Genomic DNA, 25687 nt, shown 5'->3' with positions numbered 1-25687 from the left:
ATACCGCCGGTCGCAGGTGGCGGGCGGACGCAGACTTGTCCGTACGGAAAGGCGATTCGGATGATTCGTCACCCCGTACGGAGAGGAGAGGGACCGGCCATGACCATGTACGCGACCGTCGACAGCCCGCTGGGTGAACTGCTGCTGGTCGGCGAGGAATCACCGGTCGCCGTCGACGGTGTGGCGCTCGAGTCGCTGTCCCTGCCGGGTCAGAAGGGCGCCGTGATCGTCCAGGACGGGTGGATCCATGCGCCGGAGGCCTTCGCCGGGATCGCCGCGCAGCTGAGGGCGTACTTCGAGGGGCGGCTGACCCGCTTCGACATCACGTACGCGGAAGGTCGGGGCACGGAGTTCCAGCGGCGGGTGTGGGGGGCGCTGGACACCGTCCCGTACGGGGAGACGGTGTCGTACGGGCAGATCGCCGAGCGGATCGGCGCACCCGGGGCGGGCGTGCGGGCCGTGGGGACGGCGATCGGCCGCAATCCGCTGCTGGTCGTGCGCCCGTGCCACCGAGTGATCGGCGCGGACGGGGCTCTGCGGGGTTACGCGGGCGGGCTGGAGCGCAAGGAGCAGCTCCTGGGGCTGGAAGGTGCTCTGGCGGTGCGCTGAGCGGCTGTGTGCCGGGTTTTTGCGCACGGAGCGGTTGCGCGCCGAGCGGCTGTGTACGGATGGACGGTGGGCTGAATGACGGGTCTCTTCCCCAGGCCGCGGGCTGTCGTGGCGCCGGGGGCCGTGCATGTGCCGGGGTGGTTGCCGGTGGAGCGCCAGCGGGAGCTGGTCGAGGCGTGCCGGGAGTGGGCGCGGGGGCCGGTGCCGCTGCGGCACACGGTGTTGCCGGGCGGCGGGGTGATGTCCGTCCGGACGGTCTGTGTGGGGTGGCACTGGCAGCCGTACCGGTATTCGCGGACCGCGGATGATGTGAACGGGGCGCGGGTCGCCGAATTCCCGGACTGGCTGGCGGAGCTGGGGCGTGCGGCGCTGGTCGAGGCGTACGGGGAGGAGAGCCCGGTCGAGACGTACGCACCGGACACGGCGCTGATCAATTTTTATGACGGCGCGGCGAGGATGGGCATGCACCAGGACAAGGAGGAGCGGTCCGGTGCGCCGGTGGTCTCGCTCAGCATCGGTGATACGTGTGTCTTCCGCTTCGGCAACACGGAGGACCGTGGACGGCCGTACAAGGATGTGGAGTTGGCTTCCGGGGACCTGTTCGTGTTCGGTGGGGAGTCACGTTTCGCGTTCCACGGTGTGCCGAAGGTCTGTCCGGGGACGGCCGATCCCGCGACGGGCATGAGAAGTGGTCGGCTCAATCTGACCCTGCGCGAGACCGGGTTGGGTGCCTGAGTCGCGGACGGGTGTCAGTGGCGGTCCCGGGAGTTCCCGAAGAGCAGCCGGTAGACGATGAGCAGCACCAGCGAGCCGCCGATGGCCGAGATCCATGTCGCGGTGTCGTAGAAGTTCTCGGATATGGGGTGGTCGAGGAAGCGTGAGGAGATCCAGCCACCGATGAAGGCGCCGGCGACTCCGATGAGGGTGGTGCCGACGAGCCCGCCCGGGTCGCGGCCCGGGAGCAGCACCTTGGCAATGATTCCGGCAAGCAGTCCGAGAATGATCCAACCGATAATGGTCATGCTGCCGAACCTACCCCTCACTTGGTTGTGAAACCCAAGACGTCGGACGGGCGTGGACGGTTGCTGGACGAGCAGCAGGTCACAGCCTGTTCATATACGGCTGGTGCAGTCCGGCCAGGGCTGCGGGTCCATTGCTTCGTCGTCGGCGTCCTCCCCGTACCAGCCGGTTCCGTCCAGCCATGTGCGCAGCCAGGTGGCGAGATCGGGCTGGTCGGTGTACGTGACGTGGCCGTTTCGGCGGATGCGCTGCCCGGCTCCCCCGTTGCCTCCTGGTCGTGCTGTCGTCCTATCGGGTGGCGAACGGCTGGTCCGTGCGGACGATTTCCTTGCCGAAGGGCATGAGGGAGACCGGGAGCATCTTGAAGTTCGCGGCGCCGAGTGGGATGCCGGTGATCGTGATGCAGAGGGCGATTCCGGTGGTGATGTGACCGAGGGCCAGCCACCAGCCTGCGAGAATCAGCCAGAGGACGTTGCCCACGCAGGAGGGTGCGCCGGCGTCGCGGCGGTCGACGACGATGTAGCCGAAGGGCCACAGTGCGTAGATGCCGATGCGGAAGGCTGCGAGACCGAACGGGATCGTCTCCATACGTTCCCGATCACGCTGCAAGGGCGCTCCGGTTCCGTCTGAAGGTGTGACCTGCTGATACTGGTGGTAGCAGGACCGTACGGGCGGACCCACCTGGAGAGGTGTCGATCATGAAGCTGTTCAACCTGCTGCTGAACATCATCTGGCTCGTCTTCTGCGGCATCTGGATGGCGATCGGCTACCTCATCGCCGCGCTGATCTGCTTCGTCTTGATCATCACCATCCCATTCGGCATCGCGTCCCTACGCATCGCCGGCTTCGTTCTCTGGCCGTTCGGCCGCACCACCGTGGAGCGGCCGGGCGCTGGAGTCGGGTCGCTCATCGGGAACGTGGTCTGGGTGATTTTCGCGGGATGGTGGCTGGCTCTAGCCCACTTGGTCACGAGCATCCCACTGTTCCTGTCGATCATCGGTATCCCTTTTGGGTGGGCCAACCTGAAGCTCATCCCGATCTCGCTCATGCCGTTGGGGCGTGAGGTGGTCCGATCGGACGATGGGTTCGCCGGACGATAGACGCTGACCAAACCCAACACGGACCCCGGCGAGACACCCCAGAACGGCGCGCCCCTGACCCCCCTCATCCATTGAGGGGGGTGGATCCAGTGGCTGACACACAGGTCATCTGGCTCCCGGGCAAGACGTTGTCTCCTGCCGAGCGCGCGTTACTCCTGCGCATTCTGTTCGGGCCACGGGGACGTCGTCAGCGGAACTCCGGAAACACCGACGGCGCGTCAGATACCCGAGCTGCTTTGGACGTTCAGACACACATCCCGGCAGCGGCCGGCACCGCCCCGGGGCCGGCCGACTGATGGGGAGTCGACGTGTCCCGCAGGACCAGCCATATGACGTTCAGGATCGTCTTCATGGGCGACGACCTGCCATCTGCTCAAGTCGGGCGATGCGCTCCGCCATCGGCGGGTGCGTGGAGAACATCTTGGACATGCCCTGGCCGGGACGGAAGGGGTTCGCGATCATCATGTGGCTCGCGGTCTCGATCTTCGGCTCTGGCGGCAGGGGGAGCTGTTTTGTTCCGGCGTCCAGTTTGCGCAGGGCGCCGGCGAGGGCCAGGGGGTCGCCGGTCAGTTGGGCACCCGAGGCGTCTGCCTCGTATTCGCGGGAGCGGCTGACGGCGAGTTGGATGACGGACGCGGCGAGCGGGCCGAGGATCATGATCAGCAGCATGCCGAAGATACCGGGGCCTTCGTCGTCGTTGGACCGGCCGACCGGGATCAGCCATGCGAAGTTGACCAGGAACATGACGACGGAGGCGAGTGCTCCGGCGACTGACGAGATCAGGATGTCGCGGTTGTAGACGTGGCTGAGTTCGTGGCCGAGGACGCCTCGCAGTTCGCGTTCGTCCAGGATCTGCAGGATGCCTTCGGTGCAGCACACTGCGGCGTTGCGCGGGTTGCGGCCGGTGGCGAAGGCGTTGGGTGCCGGGGTCGGGGAGATGTAGAGCCGTGGCATGGGCTGGCGGGCCGCGGTGGAGAGTTCGCGGACCATGCGGTAGAGCTGTGGCGCCTCGAATTCGCTGACCGGGCGGGCCCGCATGGCCCGTAGTGCGAGTTTGTCGCTGTTCCAGTAGGCGTAGGCGTTGGTGCCGACGGCTACGAGGAGCGCGACGATCAGGCCAGTACGTCCGAAGAAACTGCCGATGACGATGATGAGTGCGGACAGGCCCCCGAGGAGTACGGCGGTTCTCAGCCCGTTGTGCCGGCGGTGCACGGTACGCCCTCCAAGTGGTGCAGCAGGGGAACCCTTGCTTGGTGGTGCTCCACTCCCCAGTGGAGCCTCCTGTACTGGTCAACGCCAGGCGAGGAGAGCTAGTTCCCTTGTGCGCGCGACCGGAGGGCAGGGCCTGTCCGGCTGTTCGGGCCGGAGCAGGCACTGGGCCGTACGGGTGTCGAGGCGGGGTGCGGGCGGGAGGGCGCCGGGGCGGGTCAGCGCTGGGCGGGGAGTCCGGCGAGCGCGAGGGCCTCGGGGTCGGGCTTGATCTCGCTGGTGCAGTGGGCGCAGCGGGAGGCGATGGCCGGGATCGCCGTGTAGCAGCGGGGGCAGTCGCGCAGGGCGGCCTTGATGTCGATCTTCTCCTCGGCCTTGGCCGAGAAGCGGTCCTGGACCTTCGTCATGGGGACGACGACGCAGAAGTAGAGGACGGCGGCGGTGATCAGAAAGGCGATGGCGGCGCTGACGAACAGTCCGTAGGGGAACTTCACGCCCTCGACCTGGAAGGCGGCCCTGCTGAAGTCTCCGGTGCCTCGGGTGATGACTCCGATCAGCGGCACGATGAATGCGTTGCTGAATCCTGTGACGACTGCGGTGAACGCGGCTCCGACGGCGAGCCCGATCGCCATGGAGATCACGTTTCCGCGCAGGACGAAGTCCTTGAACCCGTTCAGCACTGCCCTGGCTCCTCTTTTGTGTGTACGTATGCGTGGTGTGCGGGCATGACCCTGCCCTGCGTGGCCCGGCCGGGGCAAACCGATCTTGGGCGGGGTCGGTGCGTGGTCAGAAGAGGTTGACCGCGGCGAACCTGAGCACCAGCTGCGGGGCTCCGGAGAGCACGATGCCGACGGCGGCGGTGAGGGCGATCGCGGCGGTGAGGGACACCGGTGCTGTCACGCGCAGAGTGGGTGCCGTGCCCGCTGCGCCTGCCAGAGCCGCCGCCTCGGGCTCTTCCGGTCCGCGGAAGAGTGCCGTCGTCCACTGGAGGTAGTAGTAGAGCGCGATCACGACGTTGACGGCCATGACGACCGCGAGCCAGCCGAGGCCTGCGTCGACGGCGGCGGAGAAGACCGTGACCTTGGCGAAGAGACCGATGATGCCTGGCGGCAGTCCGGCGAGGCAGAGCAGGAAGAAGGCCATGGCGAGGGCGGCGAGGGGGCGGGTGGCGTACAGGCCGCGGTAGTCGGAGAGACGGTTGTCCGGGCTCGTGCGGGAGACGAGGGCGGCCACCGCGAAGGCACCGAGGTTCACGACGGCGTACATGAGGGCGTAGGCGACGGTGGAGCCGATCTGGTCGTCGCTGGAGTACGCGGCGGAGGCGATCGGCACCAGGAGATATCCGGCCTGGGCGACGGACGACCAGGCGAGGAGGCGTACGGCGCTGCGGGTGCGGGTGGCGGTCTGGCGGAGGGCGGCGACGTTGCCGATGGTCATGGTGAGTGCGGCGACGACGGCGAGTGCGGGGCCCCAGACGTCGGCGTATGACGGGAATCCGATCACGGTGACGAGGATGAGCCCGGAGAAGCCGACTGCTTTGCCGACGACCGAGAGGTAGGCGGCGACGGGGAGCGGAGCGCCGACATAGGTGTCGGGGACCCAGAAATGGAAGGGTGCGGCGGCCGTTTTGAAGGCGAAGCCGACGAGGGTGAGGGCGACGCCCGCCTGGGCGAGGGTGTCGAGCTGTCCGGGGACGTCGTCGAGGCGGGTGGCGAGCTCCGTGAGGTGGAGGGTGCCGGTTGCCGCGTACACGAAGCTGACGCCGAGGAGCGTGACGGCGGTCGCGACGACGGAGGAGAGGAAGAACTTCAGGGCCGCCTCGGAGGAGCGCCGGTCGCCACGCTTGATGCCGACGAGGGCGAAGGCGGGCAGGGAGGCGACTTCGAGGGCGACGACGAGGGTGGCGAGGTCGCGGGCGGCGGGCAGGAGTGCGGCGCCGGCCGCGGAGGACAGCAGCAGGAACCAGAACTCGCCCGCGGGGAGCTTGCGGGTGTCGCCGAGGGAGAGCAGTGCGGTGAGCAGGGCGCCGCCGAGGACGAGGACCTGGATGATCAGGGCGAAGTGGTCGGCGGTATAGCTGCAGGCCGTGCCGGTGCCGGTGCCGGCGGTGAGACAGAAGGTGGAGTGGTCGCCGTCGCGCAGGGGGACGAGGAAGGCGAGTGCGGCGACGAGGCCGGCGATGGTCGCCCAGCCGAGCAGCGGCTTGCGCTGCTGGGGAAGGAAGAGGTCGGCGACCAGGATGATCAGGGCGACCGTCGCGACGATGACGGGGGGCGCGATGGCGAGCCAGTCGACGGACTGGACGAGGCTGGTGGTCTCGGCCGCTGTGGTCACGACTTCCCTCCTGCGAGGAGCTTCTGCACGGCCGGGTCGGTGAGGCCGAGGAGGATGGCGGGCCACAGGCCGGCGAGGACGGTGAGGGCGGCGAGCGGTGTCCAGGCGGCGAATTCGTACGTCTGGATGTCGGCGATGCGGTGCGGTTCGTCGCGCTTCTCGCCCATGCAGACCCGTCGTACGACGATGAGCATGTACGCGGCGGTGAGCAGGGTGCCGAACGCGCCGATCGACATGAAGGTGAGGAAGGCGGGGCGGCTGAGGCCGTCGGCCGGGTCGAAAGCGCCGAACAGGGCGAGCATCTCGCCCCAGAATCCGGCGAGGCCGGGCAGGCCGAGCGAGGCGACGGCGGCGAAGGCGAGGAGACCGCCGAGGCGGGGGGCTCGGCCGTAGAGGGCGGCCCCGGTGGCGCCGGAGAGGGTGTCGAGGTCGGCGGTGCCGTAGCGGTCCTTGACCGCGCCGGCCAGGAAGAACAGCAGGCCGGTGATGAGGCCGTGGGCGATGTTGGCGAAGAGCGCGCCGTTGACGCCGGTGGGGGTCATGCTCGCGATGCCGAGGAGTACGAAGCCCATGTGGCCGACGGAGGAGTACGCGATCAGGCGCTTGAGGTCCCCCTTGGAGCCGGGACGGGCGAGCGCGAGGCAGGCGAGGGATCCGTAGACGATGCCGACGACGGCGAACGCGGCGAGGTAGGGCGCGAAGGTCTGCATGCCGTCAGGGGCGATGGGGAGCAGGATGCGGACGAATCCGTACGTGCCCATCTTCAGCAGGACGCCCGCGAGGAGCACCGAGCCGACGGTCGGGGCGGCGGTGTGGGCGTCCGGGAGCCAGCTGTGCAGCGGCCACATCGGGCTCTTGACGGCGAGCCCGATGCCGATGGCGAGAACGGCGATGACCTGCACGGACGAGGTGAGTCCACGGCCGTTGTCAGTGGCGAGTGCCACCATGTCGAAGGTGCCGCTCTTCAGTCCGATGAGGAGCAGGCCCAGCAGCATGATCACTGAGCCGAGCAGTGTGTAGAGGATGAACTTCCAGGCGGCGGCCTGCTTCTGCGCGCCGCCCCAGCGGGCGATGAGGAAGTACATCGGGATGAGGACCATCTCGAATGCCAGGAAGAACAGCAGCAGGTCGAGGACGGCGAAGGTCGCGAGGGTGCCGGACTCGAGGACGAGGACGAGTGCGACGAAGGCCTTCGGGGAGGGGCCCTCGGGCATTTTGAAGTAGCTGTAGAGCGCGCAGAGGAAGGTCAGCAGCGCGGTCAGTACGAGAAGGGGGAGCGAGATGCCGTCGATGCCGAGGTGGATGCGGACGTCGAGCGCCGGGATCCAGCTGATGTCGGTGGTGGCCTGCATCGTCGAAGGGTGGTCGTGGTCGAAGCCGAGGGCCAGGACGATCGCGGCGGCGAGGACAGCGCCGGTGACGGTCACGCCGTGGCGGAGCACCGCCTGGTCGGGGCTCTTTCCCTTCAGTCCGGGCGGGGCGGGCAGGAGCGCGGCGACGGCGCCGATGAGCGGGCCGACGACGATGAACGCGAGAAGGAACTGCATCACGGATTCGCTGATATCGATCACGGCTCACGACCCGGCGTTGACATTGGCAAAAACGACGGCGGCGATCGCCAGGACAAGGGAACCGGCGAGCAGTGCGCTGAGGTAGGTCTGCACGTTGCCGGTCTGGGCGCGGCGGACGGCGGTGCCGAGCCAGCGTGCACCGGTGCCGGAGCCGCGTACGTAGGTGTCGACGACCTCGCGGTCCAGGAAGCGGACGAGGCTCGCCGCGGCCTGGACGGGGCGGACGAACAGTTTCGTGTACAGGGCGTCCAGGTGGAAGCCGGTGGCGGCGTGGCGGTGGAGCGGGCCGAGCAGGAGCCGTCCGGGGTCGGCGGGGTCGGGTGCGCCCGGGGTGTCGCCGTATCCGGCGGTGTGGTGGGTCATGGCCTCGGCCTCGACGAGTGCGGGTTCGGCGTCGGGGTGGGCGACGACGGCACCGGCCGGGGTGCGGGCGGCGAGGGCCGTGGTGTGGCGCCAGGCGCCGTAGGTGACGAGGCCGCCGACGAGGCCGACACCGGTGGAGAGGACGGCGGTGGTCAGGGTCGGGGTGAGGCTGTGGCCGTCGAACCAGTCGGTGATCACACCGACGGTGAGTCCGAAGGCGATGGTGGGGATGGCCAGGACCCAGAGGACGGCGGTCATCGCGACGGGCTGCCTGCCGTGGTCGGGGGTCGCGGCGCCGCGGCCGCGGAACGCGAGGAGCCAGAGGCGGGTGGCGTAGGCGGCGGTGAGGACGGCGGCGAGCAGTCCGGCGACGAGGACGGTCCAGCCGGCGGCGGCCGGGGCGACGTGGCGTTCGCCGAAGGCGGTGTGTTCGGCGGCGACAAGGACGGCTTCCTTGGAGAAGAAGCCGGCGAACGGCGGGATGGCGGCGAGCGCGAGGAGGGCGACGGTCATCGTCCAGTAGGCGTCCGGGATGCGCTTCGCCAGGCCGCCCATGCGGGACATGGCGGTCAGTGAGTTGGTCCCGGCGGCGTGGATGACCACGCCGGCCGCGAGGAAGAGGACGGCTTTGAACGCGCCGTGGGAGAGGAGGTGGAAGACGGCGGCCCCGCGGTCGCCGACGGCCAGGGCGCCGGACATGTAGCCGAGCTGGCCGATGGTCGAGTAGGCGAGGACGCGCTTGATGTCGTCCTGGGCGAGCGCGGCGAGTCCCGATCCCATCATCGTGACCGCCGCCATGACGGCGAGGACGACGAGGGCGGCGCCGGATTCGGCGAAGACGGGGAGGAGCCGGGCCACGAAGTAGATGCCGGCGGCGACCATCGTCGCGGCGTGGATCAGCGCGGAGACGGGAGTCGGGCCGGCCATCGCGTCGGGCAGCCAGGTGTGCAGGGGGAACTGTGCGGACTTGCCCGCGACGCCGGCGAGGAGCAGCAGGGCGATGAGGGTGGGGTGGTCGAGCCCGCCGTTGGCGACGGCGCCGAGGATGCCGGTGATGCGGAAGGTGCCGGTGTCGGCGGCGAGCGCGAACAGGCCGATCAGGAAGGGGACGTCGCCGAGCTTGGTGACCAGGAACGCCTTGAGGGAGGCGGCGCGGGCTTCGGGCGTCTCCCAGTAGTGACCGACGAGGAAGTACGAGCAGATGCCCATGACTTCCCAGCCGACCAGCAGCACCATCAGGTCGCCGGAGTAGACGACGAGCAGCATGGCGGAGGTGAAGAGGGAGACCAGGGCCGCGTACGAGGGGTAGCGGGGGTCGTCGCGCAGGTAGGCCGTCGAGTAGATCTGCACGCAGGTCGCGACGAGGCCGACCAGGACGGCGACGAGGACCGCGAAGCCGTCGAGGTGGAGGGCGAGGTCGATCGGGACCGAGCCGGTGGGGGTGAGCCGGGTCGACGCGTCGATGGCCGGGCCGCCGCCCTGGCGTGCGGCGACGACGGCGGCGATGACGGCCGTGGCGAGGGTGGGGAGGATCGCGAGGGGGCGTACGTAACCGGGGGCGGTGCGGCCGAGGAGCAGGCCGGCGGCGGCGCCCAGGAACGGAAGGAGGGGGACGAGGACGGCGAGGGTCGTGGTGGTCACGCGGTGGCCTCTGCCTTCTTTGCCTTCCCTGCCGGAGCAGTGGCCTGGTCTTCGGTGCCGGTGGTGTCGTCGTCCTCGCCGCCGGGGAGGGTTTCGGCGGCGTCGGTCTCGGCGGTGTCACGGAGGCGGTCGACATCCGCGCTGCCGCGGTTGCGGTAGACGGCGAGGACGATCGCGAGGCCGATGCCGATCTCGGCTGCCGCGATGGCGATGGTGAAGAGGGTGAGGGCCTGGCCGGAGTGCAGGGCGTCGCGGAGCCAGACGTCGAAGGCGACCAGGTTGAGGTTGACGGCGTTGAGCATCAGCTCGACGGACATCAGGACCAGGATCGCGTTGCGCCGTGCGAGGACTCCGTACAGCCCGGTGCAGAAGAGGAGGGCGGCGAGCACTGCGGGATAGGCGAGGTGCATCAGCTCTGCTCCTTACTGCGCTTGCGGGACAGGACGATCGCGCCGACGAGGGCGGCGAGCAGCAGGACGGAGAGTGCTTCGAAGGGCAGGACCCAGTGCCGGAAGAGGAAGGCGCCGGTGGCTTCGGTGGATCCGTGTGCCGGTCCGTCGAGGTCGATCCAGGTGGTGCGGAAGGCGTCCACGACGACCCAGACGAGGGCGCCTGCGGCGGCGGTCGCGACACCGAGGGCCGCCCAGCGGTTGTCGGAGTCGGCGTCCGGGGAGCGGCCGATGGGGGCCTTGGTGAGCATCAGCCCGAAGAGAAGGAGGACGACGACGGAACCGACGTAGATCAGTACCTGCACCCAGGCGATGAATTCCGCGGTCAGCAGGAGGTACTCGACGGCGAGGCCGCCGAGCGCCACGACCAGCCAGAGGGCGGCATGCACCAGCTGTTTGGTCGTGACGGTGATGAGGGCCGCGCCGAGGGTGGCGACGCCGACCAGGACGAAGGCGATCTCGATGCCGGTCGGGGAGAGGAAGACGGGGTGGGCCGCGGCTGCTGCGAGGGTCACTCCTTTCCTTCCTCTTCTTCCTGCTGCGGGGTCTGCTGAGCTTGCTGGGCTTCCTGGGCGCGCTGGGCTTCGAGCTTCTCCGCCGTCTTGCGGGCGGCGGCGATCTCCTTCGGCTCCTCCGCGCCCGGGTCGAGTGCGGGCGGCTCGGGCACCGTCCACATCCATTCGCGGAGCTTGTCCCGCTCATGGGTGAGTTCGAGGATGTCCGTCTCCGCGTACTCGAACTCCGGCGACCAGAACAGCGCGTCGAAGGGACAGACCTCGATGCAGATACCGCAGTACATGCAGAGGGAGAAGTCGATGGCGAAGCGGTCGAGGACGTTGCGGCTGCGTTCGCGGCCGCCCGGTGCGGCGGCGGGCACCGTCTCCTTGTGGGAGTCGATGTAGATGCACCAGTCCGGGCACTCACGGGCGCAGAGCATGCAGACCGTGCAGTTCTCCTCGAACAGCCCGATGACGCCGCGGGAGCGCGGCGGGAGTTCGGGCTGGACGTCGGGGTACTGGGCGGTGACCGTCTTCTTCGTCATCGTCCGCAGGGTGACGGCGAGGCCCTTGGCGAGGCCTGAGCCGGGGATCGGAGGCATTAGCTGATCGCCACCTTCACGATGCCGGTGAGCGCGATCTGCGCGAGAGCGAGCGGGATGAGCGTGGTCCAGGCGAGCTTCTGCAGCTGGTCCTCGCGGAGGCGGGGGTAGCTCACCCGCAGCCAGATGACGACGAAGGCGAGGACCGCGATCTTGAGGAGCGTCCAGACCCAGCCGAGTCCGTCGGCGCCGAGCGGGCCGTGCCAGCCGCCGAGGAAGAGGACGGTGGTCAGTCCGCACAGGACGACGATGCCCGCGTACTCGGCGAGCAGGAACAGGGCGAAGCGGAGGCCGGTGTACTCGGTGTACGCGCCGAAGATGATCTCCGAGTCGGCGACCGGCATGTCGAACGGCGGGCGCTGCAGTTCGGCGAGTCCGGCCACGAAGAAGACCAGGGCGCCGACGATCTGCCAGGGCAGCCACCACCAGTGGAAGGCGTTGACGATGCCGGGAAGGGAGACGGTGCCCGCGGCCATCGCGACCGAGGCGGCGGCGAGCAGCATCGGAAGTTCGTACGCGAGGAGCTGGGCGGCGGTGCGGAGGCCGCCGAGGAGGGAGAACTTGTTGGCCGACGCCCAGCCCGCCATCAGTGAGCCGAGCACTCCCACGCCCATGACGGCGAGTACGAAGAAGATGCCCGCGTCGACCACCTGGCCGACCGCGCCCTCGCCCGGGCCGATCGGAATGGCGACGAGTACGAGGAGGTACGGGAGGAGGGCGACGGCGGGAGCGAGCTGGAAGATGCGGCGGTCGGCCTCGGCCGGGACGATGTCTTCCTTCTGCGCGAACTTCACGCCGTCGGCGACGAGCTGGGCCCAGCCGTGGAAACCACCCGCGTACATGGGGCCCAGGCGGCCCTGCATGTGGGCCATCACCTTGTGTTCGGTCTGGCCCACGACGAGGGGGACGGTCATGAACACCGCGAAGACGATGATGAGCCGGAGGGCGACATCGAGTACGTCGTTCACGCGGTATCGCCTCCGGCGGGGTGGTCGGGGTTCTCGGGGTGGTCGGGGTTCTCGGGGGTGGCCGCGGATTCGGTTCCTTCGGGGGTGGGGCCGCTGCGCGGGGCCTCTTCCCCACCCGCCTCTTCCCGAACCGGGGGCCGGGGCGTATCCCGTTCGGGGGTGGGGCCGAAGGCGGGGCGGGCGTGGTGCCAGGGCGCGTCCGCGCTGCGGGGCTTGGACGCAGGCCCCGGGGCTGCGGTCTCCGGCGTCGGTCCCGAGGGCGCGGTCTCCGAGGGTGCCGTCCCCGGAGCTGCCTCGTGGGGCACTGTCGGTTCGGAGGCCTTCGAGTCCGGAGCCGCGGTGCCCGGAACGTCGGACTTCGGCGTGGTCGCAGAAGCCGCCGGTTCCGTCGCTGCCGAGCTCTGCTCCACCGGCGCCGCCTGCTGGCTCGCCGAGCCCTGGGACGCGCTGCGGGTGCGGCGCGGGGCCGCGGTCGGCGTGGTGGCCTGCGGGGTGGTCCCGGTACCTGCGGCGGCCGGGGCGGCCGGCTCGGGCTGCTGGCTTGCCGAGCCCTCGCTCACACTGCGGGCCCGGCGCACGGGGCGGTCGCCCGCGGGGCGGGCTGCTCGGGCCGGACGGGTCGGGGCGGGTGGGAGCTGGCCCTTGAGGGGCCCCCATTCGTTCGGGTCGGGGACACCCGGCGGCAGCATGGTGCGCCGCTTGGGACCGCCGTGCTCGGACTCGCCCGGTTCCTTGGCGCCCGGCCATGCCTTGGCGACCCTCGCCGCCAGGACGAAGTCCTTGCGCAGCGGGTGGCCTTCGAAGCCTTCGGGGAGGAGAAGGGGGACCAGGTGCGGGTGGCCCTCGAAGTCGATGCCGAACATTTCGTGGGTCTCGCGCTCGTGCCAGGCGGCGCCCGCGTAGACGCCGACCGCGGTCGGAAGGACCGCGGCGTCGTGCGGCACGGTCGTACGGAGCAGGAGCCGGCGGACCTTGCCCGCCGTCGGGGCGGCGACATGGGCGCAGACGCGGAAGCCGGTGCCGGGTTCGTCGACTGCGCTCAGCCAGTCGAAATAGGTGCAGCCCAGCAGGGAGCGGGCCGTTTCGAGGGCGTTGGTCCAGGCGGCCGGCGGGACGTCGACGGTCAGCAGGTCGTAGGCGTGCTCCGCCGTGGCGTCCTCGCCGAAGAGTTCGGTGACGGCTTCCGGCAGGCGGTCGTAGGCTTGCGCAGTTTCCGGGTCGGTCACTTCTGCTCCTCCCCCGGGGCCGACGGGGCGGCGACCAGGCCGCTGCGGAGTGCGGCGGTGGAGGGGCGGCCGCCGCCGGTCGCGTACCGCTCGCCCAGCGACTCGCGGGCAATCTTCTCCTGGAGCTTGAGAATGCCCTGGAGCAGGGCTTCCGGGCGCGGCGGGCAGCCCGGTACGTACACGTCGACGGGGATGATCTGGTCGACGCCCTTGGTCACGGAGTACGAGTCCCAGTAGGGGCCGCCGCAGTTGGAGCAGGCGCCGAAGGAGATGACGTACTTGGGCTCGGGCATCTGCTCGTACAGCCGCTTGACTGCCGGGGCCATCTTGTCCGTCACCGTGCCGGAAACGATCATGAGGTCGGCCTGGCGGGGTCCCGGTGCGAACGGGATCACGCCGAGGCGGATGAAGTCGTGCCGGGCCATGGAGGCGGCGATGAATTCGATGGCGCAGCAGGCGAGCCCGAAGTTGAAGACCCAGAGGCTGTAGCGGCGGCCCCAGTTCAGGATCACCTTCATGGGCTCCGGTGCGAGCCGGGAGAGCGCGCCGAGCCGTTTCGGTTCGGGCAGCAGCGTCGGTTCGGGCCGGTGCAGCGGCTCGGGGGTCTGCGGGCTCGTCACGTCCATTCGAGGACGCCCTTCTTCCATGCGTAGAGCAGTCCTACGGCGAGGAAGCCGAGGAAGATGAACATTTCCACCAGTGTGGTCGCACCGTATCCGGGTGCTGCAAATACAGTCGCCCATGGGAACAGGAAGATCGAGTCGACAGCGAAGATCACATAGAGGAATGCGTAGACGTAGTAGCGGATCTGGGTGTGTGCCCAGCCCTCGCCGACGGGGTCCACGCCGCATTCGTAGGTGAGGAGCTTCTCCGGTGTCGGTACCACGGGGCGCAGCAGTCGGCCCGCTCCGAAGGCGACGGCGACGAACAGCACGCCGATCACGGCGAGTAGTCCGACGACCGAGTAGCTGTGGAAGTAGTCCGACGCGAGAACGGTCGATTCCGGCAGGTCCGCCACGTAGGCCACGTCCGCCCCTCCGCTCCCTCGTGCCTGTTCGAGTCTGTACGCACGGGAGTCTAGGCCCTGTTAAAGAAGCGGTAAGCAGCCGCGTCGGGCAACGGGTGGGGTTATCCCTACTTCGCCCCACCCATGAACCCCATGGCGTGCGCAGGTCCGGCCCGGCAGGCTGGGCGCATGACCATGAACCCCCCGGCGCCCGACAACGACCGGCCGCCGCCCGCCCGCTTCGCGCTGGATCCGTGGACGTGGAAGGAGATCTCCTATCTCCTGTCCAACCTGCCGATGGCGGTTGCCGGGTTTGTTTACACAGTTTTCATGATCGGTATCGGGGTGGGACTTTCCGTCACTGTGGTGGGTCTGCCGTTGCTCGCCGGCGGGCTGCAGGGGGCGCGGCTGCTCGGCAGGGCGGAGCGGGGCCGGGCCCGTGCGCTGCTCGGGGTGCGTATCGACGAGCCGAGCGCGACCGCGCTGGGCCGCCGTGACCGTGGCGTCTTTCCGTGGCTGTGGTCGAGTCTCAAGGATCCGGTGGGCTGGCGAGCGGTGCTTTACACCTTCATGCGGCTGCCCTGGGGCGTGCTCACGTTCGTGGTGTCGTTCCTGAGTCTGTTCGTCCTGTGGCCGGTGCTGCCCTTCACGGCGCGGCTGCTGACCAACGCGGACCGGGCGATGGCGCGGGGGCTGCTCTCGCCCTCGGACGAGCTGGAGCGCAGGATCGCCGAGCTGGAGTCGGACCGGGGTGTGGTCGTGGACACCGCCGCCGCCGACCTGCGGCGCATCGAGCGCGATCTGCACGACGGCGCGCAGGCCCGGCTCGTCGCCCTCGCCATGGGGCTGGGTCTGGCGAAGGAGAAGCTGACGCAGGACCCCGAGGCCGCCGCCCGCATGGTCGACGAGGCGCACGGCGAGGTGAAGGTCGCCCTGCAGGAGCTCCGCGACCTCGCCCGGGGGATCCATCCCGCCGTCCTCACCGACCGCGGCCTGGACGCCGCGCTCTCCGCCATCGCCTCCCGCTGCACCGTCCCGGTCACGGTCGAGGTGGACCTGGCGTCGCGGCCCGCGCAGGCCATCGAGGGCATTGCCTACTTCACTGTGTCCGAGCTGCTGCAGAACGTCAGCAAACACAGTGGGGCGGGTTCGGCGTCCGTCGAGGTGTGGCGGTCGGGGGAACGGCTGCTGATCCAGGTCAGTGACGACGGCCGGGGCGGGGCGCGGATGGACGGCGGTACGGGGATGTCCGGGCTTGCGGAGCGGCTGGGGGCGGTGGACGGGCTGTTCGTCCTGCGCTCGCCGGTCGGCGGGCCGACGACGGTCGCGGCCGAGCTGCCCTGGCGGGACCGGGGCGGGGACGGCGCGGGCACCGCGAAACGGCCGTAGGGCCTTTCTTCTCGGATCGTGCCGGGCCCCGCGGGTCCGGTACGCGCGTCGGACCCGGCTCCCTGATTCCGGCCTGATCCGAAGGAGGGGGCCATTCCTCGGCCTGGGGGGTGGGGAAAACCCCCGGTCGAGAAGGGATACCGGCCTCATGGTGCGGAGTCCCGCAGGACAGCACTCTTGACGTACCGGCCTGTACGGGCTGTCGAAGAGGAACCACTCCACCCGCCGAGCAGAGAAACGGACGGCACCATGGCCACGGCATACGGACCGGACACTCGCGACCCTCAGCGGTCCGGTGCCGGCCCCGAGGACCACCCCCCGGTGAAGAGCGTCGTTCCGGCGGTGCTGCGCGCGCCGTTCGAGGCGAGGACCTGGCGCGAGTTCGGCTATCTGTTGCTGAGTCTGCCCATCAGTGTGGTGCTGTTCGGCCTCGCGGTCTCACTGACCTCCGCCAGTGCTGGTCTGCTGATCACGTTCCTCGGCATTCCGCTCCTGGCCGGCACCCTGGCCATGTGCCGCGGTTTCGGTGCGATGGAGCGGGTCCGGGCGCGGGGGCTGCTGAGGCTCCAGGTGGCGGATCCGGCGCCGGTGCGCGGCAGGACCGGAGGGCTGATGTCCTGGGTCGGCGCGGTGCTGAGGAACGGGGCGTCCTGGCGGCACCTTCTCTATGCACTGCTGCACTTCCCGTGGGCGGTCTTCGCGTTCACCGTCTCGTTGAACTTCTGGGCGTACGGGTGGGCGGCCCTCACGTATCCGTTGTGGCAGTGGGTCTTCCCGGCGTACGCGGGGGTCGACGGCATCCAGCTGTACGGCGACGCCACGCACGACATCTATCTCGACTCGCCCTTCGAGCTGGCCATGACCAGTGCGTTCGGTCTGGTACTCGTGCTCGTCACCCCGTGGATCATCCGTGGTCTGACGTCCGTGGACCGGGTGATGGTGTACGGGCTGCTCGGGCCGTCCCGGCTGGCATCGCGCGTCTCGGAGCTGGAGTCGGACCGGGGTGTGGTCGTGGACACCGCCGCCGCCGACCTGCGGCGCATCGAGCGCGATCTGCACGACGGCGCGCAGGCCCGGCTCGTCGCCCTCGCCATGGATCTGGGTCTGGCGAAGGAGAAGCTGACGCAGGACCCCGAGGCCGCCGCCCGCATGGTCGACGAGGCGCACGGCGAGGTGAAGGTCGCCCTGCAGGAGCTCCGCGACCTCGCCCGGGGGATCCATCCCGCCGTCCTCACCGACCGCGGCCTGGACGCCGCGCTCTCCGCCATCGCCTCCCGCTGCACCGTCCCGGTCACGGTCGAGGTGGACCTGGCGTCGCGGCCCGCGCAGGCCATCGAGGGCATTGCCTACTTCACTGTGTCCGAGCTGCTGCAGAACGTCAGCAAGCATGCGTACGCGACGCGTGCGACGGTTGATGTGTGGCGTACGGCCGACCGGCTGATGCTGCAGGTCACCGACAACGGGCGTGGTGGCGCGGACCTGTCGGCGGGCAGCGGTCTGGCCGGTCTGACCGAGCGGCTGGACGCGGTGGACGGCATCCTGGCCGTCGACTCCCCGGTGGGCGGGCCGACGCGGGTCACGGCCGAGCTCCCGTGGCGCGGCTGAGGCGGACCGTCCGGCCCGCCGACGCCACCCGTCTCCCCTCCTCACGACCGTCTCCTCGCCCCACCCGTCCCTTCAACCATGCGGCACCGTCCCCATCCGCGGGCCGATGCTGGGATGCTTGAGGGGCCAGGGGACGGATTTCCGTCGGCCGCGGGCCGACGGACCAGTGCAGTGGGGGAAACAGCGTCGTGGTGGAGGACAGGGTGCGGGTGGTCATCGCCGAGGACTCGGTACTGCTGAGGGAGGGGCTCACCCGGCTGCTGACCGATCTCGGGCATGACGTCGTCGCCGGGGTGGGGGACGCCGAGGCGCTGATCAAGACGGTGAGCGATCTCGCCGCGCAGGACGAACTGCCGGATGTGGTCGTCGCCGATGTGCGGATGCCTCCGACCCACACCGACGAGGGCGTGCGGGCGGCGGTGCGGCTGCGCAAGGAGTATCCCGGCATCGGGGTCCTGGTCCTTTCGCAGTACGTCGAGGAGCAGTACGCGACCGAGCTGCTGGCCGGCAGCAGTCGGGGGGTGGGGTATCTGCTGAAGGACCGGGTCGCCGAGGTCCGTGAGTTCGTCGACGCCGTGGTCCGAGTGGCGCAGGGCGGTACGGCGCTGGACCCTGAGGTGGTGGCGCAGCTGCTGGGCCGGAGCCGTAAGCAGGACGTCCTGGCCGGGCTGACGCCGCGCGAGCGCGAGGTGCTCGGTCTGATGGCGGAGGGGCGGACGAACTCCGCGGTCGCCCGGCAGCTGGTGGTGAGCGACGGCGCGGTGGAGAAGCACGTCAGCAATATTTTTCTGAAGCTCGGGCTCTCGCCCAGTGACGGGGATCACCGTCGCGTTCTGGCCGTTCTGACCTATCTCAAATCCTGAGAACCTGACACTTCGTCAGGTAATGTGCGGGCGGTCGGGGCCCAGGACCAAAGGATGAGCACCGAGAAGCAGCAAGCCACGTCGACAGGCGACCCCGGGGGGTTGAAGAAATATGGCAAAACGGTACAAAGATGCGTCTCATCGTGACGTCCACCATGTGACCGTTCCAGGGAAGGCGACCCTTACCGACGTAGGGTGGGCCTTGGGACCGCCGGCGGGCCGGACGGTTCCGAGCCGCCGCCCCGAGGGAGGTCCAGTTCAGTGACCAGCCAGGTCAGTAGCCCAGCCGGACAGGCTGACGAGGCCGATGACGCCGATCAGGCCAGTGAGACTGTTCTCGGGGGGCAGCGCGCCCCCCGTTCCGAGAAAGCGGGCGTCGGCGAGAAGGAGATCCGCCGCCTGGACAGGGTGATCATCCGTTTCGCGGGTGACTCCGGAGACGGCATGCAGCTCACGGGTGACCGGTTCACCTCGGAGACGGCGTCGTTCGGGAACGACCTGTCGACGCTGCCGAACTTCCCGGCCGAGATCCGGGCCCCCGCAGGCACCCTGCCGGGCGTCTCGTCGTTCCAGTTGCACTTCGCCGACCACGACATCCTCACGCCGGGCGACGCACCGAACGTGCTGGTCGCGATGAACCCCGCGGCGCTGAGGGCGAACATCGGCGATGTGCCGCGCGGCGCCGAAATCATCGTCAACACCGACGAGTTCACCAAACGCCCGATGGCGAAGGTGGGCTACGAGACCAGTCCGCTGGAGGACGGCTCGCTGCAGGCGTACAACGTCCATCCGGTGCCCCTGACGACGCTGACGATCGAGGCGCTGAAGGAGTTCGGGCTCTCCCGCAAGGAAGCCGAGCGCTCGAAGAACATGTTCGCCCTCGGGCTGCTCTCCTGGATGTACCACCGGCCGACCGACGGCACCGAGGCGTTCCTGCGGGCGAAGTTCGCCAAGAAACCGCAGATCGCCGAGGCGAACGTGGCGGCGTTCCGGGCGGGCTGGAATTTCGGTGAGACCACCGAGGACTTCGCGGTCAGCTACGAGGTGGCGCCCGCGACGCAGACGTTCCCCACCGGTACATACCGGAACATCTCCGGGAACCTGGCCCTGTCGTACGGGCTGATCGCCGCGAGCCGGCAGGCGGACCTGCCGCTCTACCTGGGCTCGTACCCGATCACCCCGGCCTCCGACATCCTGCACGAGCTCAGCAAGCACAAGAATTTCGGCGTCCGCACCTTCCAGGCGGAGGACGAGATCGCGGGCATCGGTGCGGCGCTCGGCGCGGCGTTCGGCGGTTCGCTCGGGGTGACGACGACGTCCGGTCCGGGTGTGGCGCTGAAGTCGGAGACCATCGGCCTGGCCGTCTCGCTCGAACTGCCGCTGCTCATCATCGACATCCAGCGCGGCGGCCCGTCGACCGGTCTGCCGACCAAGACCGAGCAGGCGGACCTGCTGCAGGCGATGTTCGGGCGCAACGGCGAGGCCCCGGTGCCGATCGTGGCGCCGAAGACGCCGGCGGACTGCTTCGACGCCGCGCTCGACGCCGTCCGGATCGCACTGACGTACCGCACGCCGGTGTTCCTGCTCTCGGATGGATATCTCGCCAACGGATCCGAGCCGTGGCGGATCCCGGAGGTCGACGAACTCCCCGACCTGCGCGTGCAGTTCGCCTCCGGACCCAACCATGAGCTGGCCGACGGCACCGAGGTCTTCTGGCCGTACAAGCGCGACCAGCACACCCTGGCCCGCCCGTGGGCCGTCCCCGGCACTCCCGGCCTCGAACACCGCATCGGCGGCATCGAGAAGCAGGACGGCACCGGCAACATCTCGTACGACCCCGCGAACCACGACTTCATGGTCCGCACCCGCCAGGCGAAGGTCGACGGCATCGAGGTCCCCGACCTGGAGGTCGACGACCCCTCCGGCGCCCGGACCCTGGTGGTCGGCTGGGGCTCCACGTACGGCCCCATCACCGCCGCCGTCCGCCGGCTGCGGGCGGAAGGGCAGCCGATCGCGCAGGCCCATCTGCGCCACCTCAACCCCTTCCCGCGGAATCTGGGCGAGGTGCTGGAGCGTTACGACAAGGTGGTCGTCCCGGAGATGAACCTCGGCCAGCTCGCCACGCTGATCCGGGCGAAGTACCTGGTGGACGCCCACAGTTACACCCAGGTCAACGGAATGCCGTTCAAGGCCGAGCAGCTCGCCACGGCTTTCAAGGAGGCCATCGATGCCTAACACCGACCAGGCACTCCCCACCGGGCTCCCGGCACTGCAGCTGGTACCCAAGGCCGAGGCCAAGCAGTCCATGAAGGACTTCAAGTCCGATCAGGAAGTGCGCTGGTGCCCCGGTTGCGGTGACTACGCGGTCCTCGCCGCCGTGCAGGGGTTCATGCCCGAGCTCGGTCTGGCGAAGGAGAACATCGTCTTCATCTCCGGTATCGGCTGCTCGTCCCGGTTCCCGTACTACATGAACACGTACGGGATGCACTCGATCCACGGCCGGGCCCCGGCCATCGCCACCGGGCTGGCGTCCTCGCGGCGTGACCTCTCCGTCTGGGTCGTCACGGGCGACGGCGACGCGCTGTCCATCGGCGGCAACCACCTCATCCACGCGCTGCGGCGCAATGTGAACCTGAAGATCCTGCTGTTCAACAACCGGATCTACGGGCTCACCAAGGGGCAGTACTCCCCCACGTCCGAGGTCGGCAAGATCACCAAGTCGACACCGATGGGCTCGCTCGACGCCCCGTTCAACCCGGTGTCGCTGGCCCTCGGCGCGGAGGCGTCCTTCGTCGCCCGCACCGTGGACTCCGACCGCAAGCACCTCACCGGCGTGCTGCGCGAGGCGGCCGCCCACCCCGGCACGGCGCTGGTGGAGATCTACCAGAACTGCAACATCTTCAACGACGGCGCCTTCGAGGTCCTCAAGGACAAGGACCAGGCCGAGAACGCGGTGATCCGGCTGGAGCACGGGCAGCCGATCCGCTTCGGCACCGGGCAGTCCAAGGGCGTCGTGCGCGACCCGGCCACCGGCGACCTCAAGGTCGTCGAGGTCACCGCGGAGAACGAATCGCAGGTCCTGGTCCACGACGCCCACGCCGCCAGCCCCACCACGGCGTTCGCCCTGTCCCGGCTCGCCGACCCCGACACACTGCACCAGACCCCGATCGGGGTGCTGCGCAGCGTCGAGCGGCCGGTGTACGACACGCGGATGACCGAGCAGCTGGACACCGCGGTCGAGCAGAACGGCAAGGGCGATCTGGCCGCGCTGCTCGCCGGCAACGACAACTGGACGGTCGTCGGCTGAGAACCTGTCGGGTGGCCTTCGATCGGAGAGCGGACGCGACATGGTGCGTGCGATTCCAAGGCGCCGGGATGGCCTTGGACGGGGTCTCCCCTGCTCGAACGAAGCTGAGAGCTTGGGGAAGGAGCCACCAGGGCGTTTCGGCAACGCCGGAAGCGTGCGTGCCAGGGCGTGGCCGCCCGATCAGAGGTCACCCGACAGGCCCTGATCCGCCGGACACCCCCTGGGACGCCGTGAAGCGCACCGTACGGGTGCCCGGCCGGGGAGTCTTCACCGCTCCCGGCCCGGCACCCGATCTCATGTGCCCATGGCCCTGGACCGTCCCGCGTACCGCATCAAACGACACCTGCTCGGCAAGCCCCTCACCACCGAGCGCATCAGTGAGGAGAAACTGAACAACCGGACGGCGCTCGGGGTGCTCGCCTCGGACTGCATCAGTTCGTCCGCGTACGGCTCCGAGGAGATGCTCCGGGTCCTCGTGCCCGTCGTCGGGGCGGCCGCCTTCACCCTCCTCATGCCGGTGACCGGCGCGATCCTGCTGGTCCTGCTGCTTCTGACGCTCTGCTACAGCGATGTCGTCATGATCTACACGCGGGCGGGCGGCTCGTATGTCGTCGCCCGGGAGAACTTCGGGCCGAACGTCGCGCAGATCGCCGCCGTGGCGCTGCTCGTCGACTACATCGTGACCGTCGCCGTCCAGGTGTCGGCCGGCACGAACGCCCTCATCTCCCTCGCCCATCTGTCCGGGGGCGGCTGGGCCGGCCTGGACCATCTCCAGCTGCCGGTCTCCGTCGCGGTGATCGCGCTGCTCGCGTACGGGAATCTGCGCGGCATCCGCGAGGCGGGCCGGGCCTTCGCGCTGCCCGCCTATCTGTTCATGGCCGCGGTCGGTCTGGTGCTGCTCGTCGCCACGGTGCGCGGGCTGACGAGCGGGCTGCCGCACGCCGATCTGCATGCCGCCGGGGTGGTTCCGCTGGGATCACCCGGCAGCGGCTGGGCGTACGGCGCCTCGCTCTTCATCGTGCTGCGCTCCTTCGCCAACGGCGGCTCGTCGCTCACCGGACTCGAAGCGATCTCCAACGGCATCTCCGCGTTCCGTGAACCGCAGGGCCGCAACGCCCGCCGCACCCTCATCGCGATGAGCTGTGTACTCGGCGTCCTCGTCCTCGGCGTCTCCACGCTGGCGCACTTCACGCATGCCGTCCCGTACGCCGACGGCACACCCACCGTCATCGCGCAGGAGGCCCATCTCGCCTTCGGTGCCGGCCCGGCCGGGACCGCTGGGCTGGTCTTCGTCCAGCTGGCGACCGCGCTGGTCCTCTACACGGGCGCCAACACGCCCTTCACCGGCTTCCCGTTCCTCGCCAGTTTTGTCGCCGAGGACCGTTTCCTGCCGCGGGTGCTGACCCGGCGCGGACACCGTCTGGCCTTCTCCAACGGGATCATCGCGCTCACCGTCGTCTCGCTGGCGCTGCTGCTGGTCACGGGCGCCAGCGTGGACAAACTGGTGGCGCTGTACGCGATCGGCGTGTTCACCGCTTTCACCATGGCGGGGGCCGGGCTCACCGCGTACCACCTGCGCCGCCGCGAGCGGTACCGCCGGCTGAAGATCGCGGTCAACGGACTGGCCGCGGTCATCTCGGCGGCCGTGGTGCTGATCTTCGCGGTCACCAAATTCACCGAGGGCGCCTGGCTGGTCGTGATCGTCTTTCCGCTCGGCGTCTGGGCGCTGATGCGGATCAACCGCGAGTACCGGCGCGAGGCCGCCGCACTGCAGAGCCTCCAGGCACCGGGCGCCGACCGGCCGCGGGTCCGGCGCCATCTGGTGTTCGTCCTCGTCGAGACGCTGGACCTGGCGACGCTGAAGGCACTGCGGTACGCCCATGAGCTGCGCCCGGACGAGATCCGGGCGGTGCACTTCGCGGTCGACGAGGCGCACGGCAGGCGGCTGGCCGCCCGCTGGGAGGCGACGGCCGCGACCTCCGTGTCGCTGGAGCTGGTGGCCTGCCCCGACCGGCGGCTGCGCCATGCGATGCGGGAGCTCGCGACCCGCACCACGGCGGACGGACAGACGTCGCTGACGGTACTGGTGCCGCGGCGGCTGTACTCGAACGCGCTCGGGAAGCTGCTGCACCGGGGCACCGCCGAGGCAATGGCGAAGGCGCTGGTCCAGCTGCCGCACGTGGCGGTGACGATCCTGCCGTTCGATGTCTCGCAGGCGCTGCGGGCGCTGGAGGAAGGACGGGCTCCTCAGCCGGACTGAGAGCCTGTCGGGTGACCTTCGATCGGAGAGCGGACGCGGCATGGTGCGTGCGATTCCAAGGCGGCGAGATGTCCTCGAATGGGGTCTCCTCTGCTCGAACGAAGCTGAGAGCTTGGGGAAGGAGCTACTAGGACATCTCGGCAACGCGGGAAGCGTGCGTGCCAGGGCGTGGCCGCCCGATCAGAGGTCACCCGACAGGCTCTGAGCCTGCTTCCGGGCGTCGTACGACTCGCGGGCGGCGTGTACGGCGTCGACACGCCGCTCCGTCCAGCGCGCCAGCGCCCACACCTGCTCGGCGGCCTCCTTGCCCAGCTCGGTGAGCGTGTAGTCCACCCGGGGCGGGATCACCGGCTTGGCATCCCGGTGCACGAAGCCGTCGCGCTCCAGCGTCTGGAGGGTCTGGGCCAGCATCTTCTCGCTGACGCCGCCGACCTCGCGGCGCAGCTCGCTGAAGCGGTACGAGCGCTCCAGCAGCGCGGCGAGGACGAGGACGCCCCAGCGGCTGGTGACGTGTTCGAGCACCAGGCGGGAGGGGCACATCCGCCGGTTCACATCGGGCACCTTGCTCACGCTCATACCAGTACCTTACTTCGAAGTGGGTACTTTCTTCTGGTTAGTGCATCCCCTAAGGTGAGCGAGAGAGAGCAAACAAGGATCAGAGCCATCAAAGAGGAGAAATCCCCCATGAGCATCGTCGTCACCGGAGCTACCGGAGCCCTCGGCCGTCTTGTCGTCGACCGACTGCTGGAGACCGTGCCCGCCGACCGGATCGCCGCCGTCGTGCGCAACAAGGAGAAGGCCGCCGGCCTCGCCGCCCGCGGCGTCGAGCTCCGGGTCGCCGACTACGACCGCCCGGAGACCCTCACCGACGTCTTCAAGGCCGGGGACCGGGTCCTGCTCATCTCCGGCAGCGAGGTCGGCAGGCGCGTACCGCAGCACACGGCGGTCATCGACGCGGCGAAGGCGGCGGGCGTCGCGCAGCTCGCGTACACCGGCGTACTGGGCGGCCCGGACGCCGACTTCCAGCTGGCCGCCGAGCACAAGGTCACCGAGCAGCTGATCCTCGACTCCGGCCTGCCGTACACCTTCCTGCGCAACGGCTGGTACACGGAGAACTACACGGCGAACCTCGCCCCGGTCCTGGAGCACGGCGCCGTCGTCTCCAACGCGGGCGACGGCCGGGTCGCCTCCGCCACTCGCGCCGACTACGCGGCCGCCGCGGCCGCCGTACTGACCGGCGAGGACCACCTCGGCAAGGCCTACGAGCTGAGCGGCGACGTCGCCTGGTCGTTCGCCGAGTACGCGGCCGAGGTGGCGAAGGCCACCGGCAAGGAGATCGCGTACAACAACGTCCCGGCCGCCGTGCACCAGGAGATCCTGGTCGGCGCCGGTCTGCCCGAGGGCTTCGCCGCGATCCTCGTCGACGTCGACGAGGCGATCGCGCGCGGTCTGCTCGCCGGTACGAGCGACGACCTGGCCCGTCTGATCGGCCGCCCGACGACGCCGATGGCCGAGACGGTGGCCGCCGCGGTCGCCGCCGGCTGAGCCCTTCCTCAGGACCGGACGGACCCGGTGTCATGACCGTATGGCGATACGGCTATGACACCGGGCCCTCCCGGCGTTACCGTCATGCAGTCGACAGAGCAGTTGACGCGAGGGATGCCGGGG

Annotated in this window: 25 protein-coding genes; 10 read left to right on the top strand and 15 right to left on the bottom strand. The window is 69.6% G+C overall.

The window, feature by feature from the left end; all coding sequences use genetic code 11:
* The first annotated feature begins 99 nt into the window (after positions 1-99).
* Positions 100-609, top strand: a complete 510-nt coding sequence (locus tag AB0I23_RS03845; protein WP_359106555.1) for a methylated-DNA--[protein]-cysteine S-methyltransferase — start codon at positions 100-102, stop codon at positions 607-609.
* Positions 610-684: 75 nt separating this feature from the next.
* Positions 685-1344 (top strand): alpha-ketoglutarate-dependent dioxygenase AlkB family protein, encoded by a 660-nt coding sequence (locus AB0I23_RS03840; RefSeq protein WP_359106553.1) that lies wholly within the window; start codon positions 685-687, stop codon positions 1342-1344.
* A 14-nt stretch (positions 1345-1358) separates the two neighbouring features.
* Here AB0I23_RS03840 and AB0I23_RS03835 read toward each other — a convergent pair whose 3' ends face one another.
* Both AB0I23_RS03835 and AB0I23_RS03830 read right to left on the bottom strand, forming a co-directional pair.
* A complete protein-coding gene (locus AB0I23_RS03835) occupies positions 1359-1631 on the bottom strand; it encodes a GlsB/YeaQ/YmgE family stress response membrane protein (protein WP_359106551.1) in 273 nt (90 codons plus the stop codon).
* A gap of 286 nt (positions 1632-1917) precedes the next feature.
* Positions 1918-2217 (bottom strand): YccF domain-containing protein, encoded by a 300-nt coding sequence (locus AB0I23_RS03830; RefSeq protein WP_359106549.1) that lies wholly within the window; start codon positions 2215-2217, stop codon positions 1918-1920.
* 110 nt (positions 2218-2327) lie between these two features.
* On the opposite strand from AB0I23_RS03830, the gene AB0I23_RS03825 reads away from it, so the two are divergent.
* A complete protein-coding gene (locus tag AB0I23_RS03825; protein WP_359106547.1) occupies positions 2328-2729 on the top strand; it encodes a YccF domain-containing protein in 402 nt (133 codons plus the stop codon).
* Between the two features lie 348 nt (positions 2730-3077).
* Here AB0I23_RS03825 and htpX read toward each other — a convergent pair whose 3' ends face one another.
* From htpX to AB0I23_RS03765, 12 genes are all read right to left on the bottom strand, one after another.
* Positions 3078-3941, bottom strand: a complete 864-nt coding sequence (gene htpX / locus AB0I23_RS03820) for a zinc metalloprotease HtpX (RefSeq protein ID WP_359106545.1) — start codon at positions 3939-3941, stop codon at positions 3078-3080.
* A 215-nt stretch (positions 3942-4156) separates the two neighbouring features.
* Positions 4157-4618 (bottom strand): large conductance mechanosensitive channel protein MscL, encoded by a 462-nt coding sequence (mscL, locus tag AB0I23_RS03815; RefSeq protein ID WP_359106543.1) that lies wholly within the window; start codon positions 4616-4618, stop codon positions 4157-4159.
* Between the two features lie 106 nt (positions 4619-4724).
* Positions 4725-6272 carry an NADH-quinone oxidoreductase subunit N gene (locus AB0I23_RS03810; protein ID WP_359106541.1) on the bottom strand — a complete coding sequence of 516 codons (1548 nt, stop codon included), beginning with the start codon at positions 6270-6272 and terminating at the stop codon, positions 4725-4727.
* Positions 6269-7819: a complex I subunit 4 family protein gene (locus tag AB0I23_RS03805; protein ID WP_359106932.1), complete on the bottom strand. Its 1551-nt coding sequence runs from the start codon at positions 7817-7819 to the stop codon at positions 6269-6271. The genes AB0I23_RS03810 and AB0I23_RS03805 overlap by 4 nt, the downstream gene beginning before the upstream one ends.
* Positions 7820-7846: 27 nt before the next feature.
* Complete coding sequence (locus AB0I23_RS03800) at positions 7847-9847, bottom strand: NADH-quinone oxidoreductase subunit 5 family protein (protein ID WP_359106539.1); 2001 nt, start codon at positions 9845-9847, stop codon at positions 7847-7849.
* A complete protein-coding gene (gene nuoK / locus AB0I23_RS03795) occupies positions 9844-10257 on the bottom strand; it encodes an NADH-quinone oxidoreductase subunit NuoK (protein WP_359106537.1) in 414 nt (137 codons plus the stop codon). The genes AB0I23_RS03800 and nuoK overlap by 4 nt, the downstream gene beginning before the upstream one ends.
* On the bottom strand, positions 10257-10811 hold the full coding sequence (locus tag AB0I23_RS03790; protein ID WP_359106535.1) for an NADH-quinone oxidoreductase subunit J family protein: 555 nt from the start codon (positions 10809-10811) through the stop codon (positions 10257-10259). Before AB0I23_RS03790 ends, nuoK begins: the two co-directional genes overlap by 1 nt.
* Positions 10808-11395, bottom strand: a complete 588-nt coding sequence (locus tag AB0I23_RS03785; RefSeq protein WP_266982664.1) for a NuoI/complex I 23 kDa subunit family protein — start codon at positions 11393-11395, stop codon at positions 10808-10810. The genes AB0I23_RS03790 and AB0I23_RS03785 overlap by 4 nt, the downstream gene beginning before the upstream one ends.
* Positions 11395-12363, bottom strand: a complete 969-nt coding sequence (locus AB0I23_RS03780) for a complex I subunit 1/NuoH family protein (RefSeq protein ID WP_359106533.1) — start codon at positions 12361-12363, stop codon at positions 11395-11397. The genes AB0I23_RS03785 and AB0I23_RS03780 overlap by 1 nt, the downstream gene beginning before the upstream one ends.
* The gene (locus AB0I23_RS03775; RefSeq protein ID WP_359106531.1) at positions 12360-13589 is read right to left on the bottom strand and encodes an NADH-quinone oxidoreductase subunit C; all 1230 of its coding nucleotides are present in this window, start codon (positions 13587-13589) and stop codon (positions 12360-12362) included. The genes AB0I23_RS03780 and AB0I23_RS03775 overlap by 4 nt, the downstream gene beginning before the upstream one ends.
* On the bottom strand, positions 13586-14215 hold the full coding sequence (locus tag AB0I23_RS03770; RefSeq protein ID WP_359106529.1) for an NADH-quinone oxidoreductase subunit B: 630 nt from the start codon (positions 14213-14215) through the stop codon (positions 13586-13588). The genes AB0I23_RS03775 and AB0I23_RS03770 overlap by 4 nt, the downstream gene beginning before the upstream one ends.
* Entirely contained in the window at positions 14206-14607 is a 402-nt protein-coding gene (locus AB0I23_RS03765) for an NADH-quinone oxidoreductase subunit A (protein WP_266358778.1), read from the bottom strand. The genes AB0I23_RS03770 and AB0I23_RS03765 overlap by 10 nt, the downstream gene beginning before the upstream one ends.
* Before the next feature lie 177 nt (positions 14608-14784).
* On the opposite strand from AB0I23_RS03765, the gene AB0I23_RS03760 reads away from it, so the two are divergent.
* From AB0I23_RS03760 to AB0I23_RS03735, 6 genes are all read left to right on the top strand, one after another.
* Positions 14785-15984 carry a sensor histidine kinase gene (locus tag AB0I23_RS03760; RefSeq protein ID WP_359106528.1) on the top strand — a complete coding sequence of 400 codons (1200 nt, stop codon included), beginning with the start codon at positions 14785-14787 and terminating at the stop codon, positions 15982-15984.
* 249 nt (positions 15985-16233) lie between these two features.
* A complete protein-coding gene (locus AB0I23_RS03755) occupies positions 16234-17589 on the top strand; it encodes a sensor histidine kinase (protein WP_359106526.1) in 1356 nt (451 codons plus the stop codon).
* A 203-nt stretch (positions 17590-17792) separates the two neighbouring features.
* The gene (locus AB0I23_RS03750) at positions 17793-18452 is read left to right on the top strand and encodes a response regulator transcription factor (protein WP_037693221.1); all 660 of its coding nucleotides are present in this window, start codon (positions 17793-17795) and stop codon (positions 18450-18452) included.
* A gap of 261 nt (positions 18453-18713) precedes the next feature.
* Complete coding sequence (locus AB0I23_RS03745; RefSeq protein ID WP_359106524.1) at positions 18714-20687, top strand: 2-oxoacid:acceptor oxidoreductase subunit alpha; 1974 nt, start codon at positions 18714-18716, stop codon at positions 20685-20687.
* On the top strand, positions 20680-21759 hold the full coding sequence (locus tag AB0I23_RS03740) for a 2-oxoacid:ferredoxin oxidoreductase subunit beta (protein ID WP_359106522.1): 1080 nt from the start codon (positions 20680-20682) through the stop codon (positions 21757-21759). The genes AB0I23_RS03745 and AB0I23_RS03740 overlap by 8 nt, the downstream gene beginning before the upstream one ends.
* A gap of 304 nt (positions 21760-22063) precedes the next feature.
* On the top strand, positions 22064-24019 hold the full coding sequence (locus AB0I23_RS03735) for an APC family permease (protein ID WP_359106521.1): 1956 nt from the start codon (positions 22064-22066) through the stop codon (positions 24017-24019).
* A gap of 180 nt (positions 24020-24199) precedes the next feature.
* On the opposite strand, the gene AB0I23_RS03730 is transcribed toward AB0I23_RS03735, so the two are convergent.
* The gene (locus tag AB0I23_RS03730; RefSeq protein WP_359106519.1) at positions 24200-24595 is read right to left on the bottom strand and encodes a winged helix-turn-helix transcriptional regulator; all 396 of its coding nucleotides are present in this window, start codon (positions 24593-24595) and stop codon (positions 24200-24202) included.
* 108 nt (positions 24596-24703) lie between these two features.
* Here AB0I23_RS03730 and AB0I23_RS03725 point away from each other — a divergent pair, with 108 nt between their 5' ends.
* Positions 24704-25564: an SDR family oxidoreductase gene (locus tag AB0I23_RS03725; protein ID WP_359106518.1), complete on the top strand. Its 861-nt coding sequence runs from the start codon at positions 24704-24706 to the stop codon at positions 25562-25564.
* Positions 25565-25687: the final 123 nt, after the last annotated feature.

Origin of the sequence: Streptomyces atratus (genome assembly GCF_040655115.1) — a bacterium.
GTDB classification, from domain to species: domain Bacteria; phylum Actinomycetota; class Actinomycetes; order Streptomycetales; family Streptomycetaceae; genus Streptomyces; species Streptomyces atratus_D.
This window is presented reverse-complemented; position numbering and strand designations above follow the sequence as displayed.

What these genes read in the sequence shown, in the direction of transcription:
- AB0I23_RS03845 (WP_359106555.1), top strand. Translation starts at nt 100, where the DNA reads ATGACCATGTACGCGACCGTCGACAGCCCGCTGGGTGAACTGCTGCTG.
- AB0I23_RS03840 (WP_359106553.1), top strand. Translation starts at nt 685, where the DNA reads ATGACGGGTCTCTTCCCCAGGCCGCGGGCTGTCGTGGCGCCGGGGGCC.
- AB0I23_RS03835 (WP_359106551.1), bottom strand. Translation starts at nt 1,631, where the DNA reads ATGACCATTATCGGTTGGATCATTCTCGGACTGCTTGCCGGAATCATT.
- AB0I23_RS03830 (WP_359106549.1), bottom strand. Translation starts at nt 2,217, where the DNA reads ATGGAGACGATCCCGTTCGGTCTCGCAGCCTTCCGCATCGGCATCTAC.
- AB0I23_RS03825 (WP_359106547.1), top strand. Translation starts at nt 2,328, where the DNA reads ATGAAGCTGTTCAACCTGCTGCTGAACATCATCTGGCTCGTCTTCTGC.
- AB0I23_RS03805 (WP_359106932.1), bottom strand. Translation starts at nt 7,819, where the DNA reads ATGCAGTTCCTTCTCGCGTTCATCGTCGTCGGCCCGCTCATCGGCGCC.
- nuoK (WP_359106537.1), bottom strand. Translation starts at nt 10,257, where the DNA reads ATGCACCTCGCCTATCCCGCAGTGCTCGCCGCCCTCCTCTTCTGCACC.
- AB0I23_RS03785 (WP_266982664.1), bottom strand. Translation starts at nt 11,395, where the DNA reads ATGCCTCCGATCCCCGGCTCAGGCCTCGCCAAGGGCCTCGCCGTCACC.
- AB0I23_RS03770 (WP_359106529.1), bottom strand. Translation starts at nt 14,215, where the DNA reads ATGGACGTGACGAGCCCGCAGACCCCCGAGCCGCTGCACCGGCCCGAA.
- AB0I23_RS03760 (WP_359106528.1), top strand. Translation starts at nt 14,785, where the DNA reads ATGACCATGAACCCCCCGGCGCCCGACAACGACCGGCCGCCGCCCGCC.
- AB0I23_RS03755 (WP_359106526.1), top strand. Translation starts at nt 16,234, where the DNA reads ATGGCCACGGCATACGGACCGGACACTCGCGACCCTCAGCGGTCCGGT.
- AB0I23_RS03740 (WP_359106522.1), top strand. Translation starts at nt 20,680, where the DNA reads ATGCCTAACACCGACCAGGCACTCCCCACCGGGCTCCCGGCACTGCAG.
- AB0I23_RS03735 (WP_359106521.1), top strand. Translation starts at nt 22,064, where the DNA reads ATGGCCCTGGACCGTCCCGCGTACCGCATCAAACGACACCTGCTCGGC.
- AB0I23_RS03730 (WP_359106519.1), bottom strand. Translation starts at nt 24,595, where the DNA reads ATGAGCGTGAGCAAGGTGCCCGATGTGAACCGGCGGATGTGCCCCTCC.
- AB0I23_RS03725 (WP_359106518.1), top strand. Translation starts at nt 24,704, where the DNA reads ATGAGCATCGTCGTCACCGGAGCTACCGGAGCCCTCGGCCGTCTTGTC.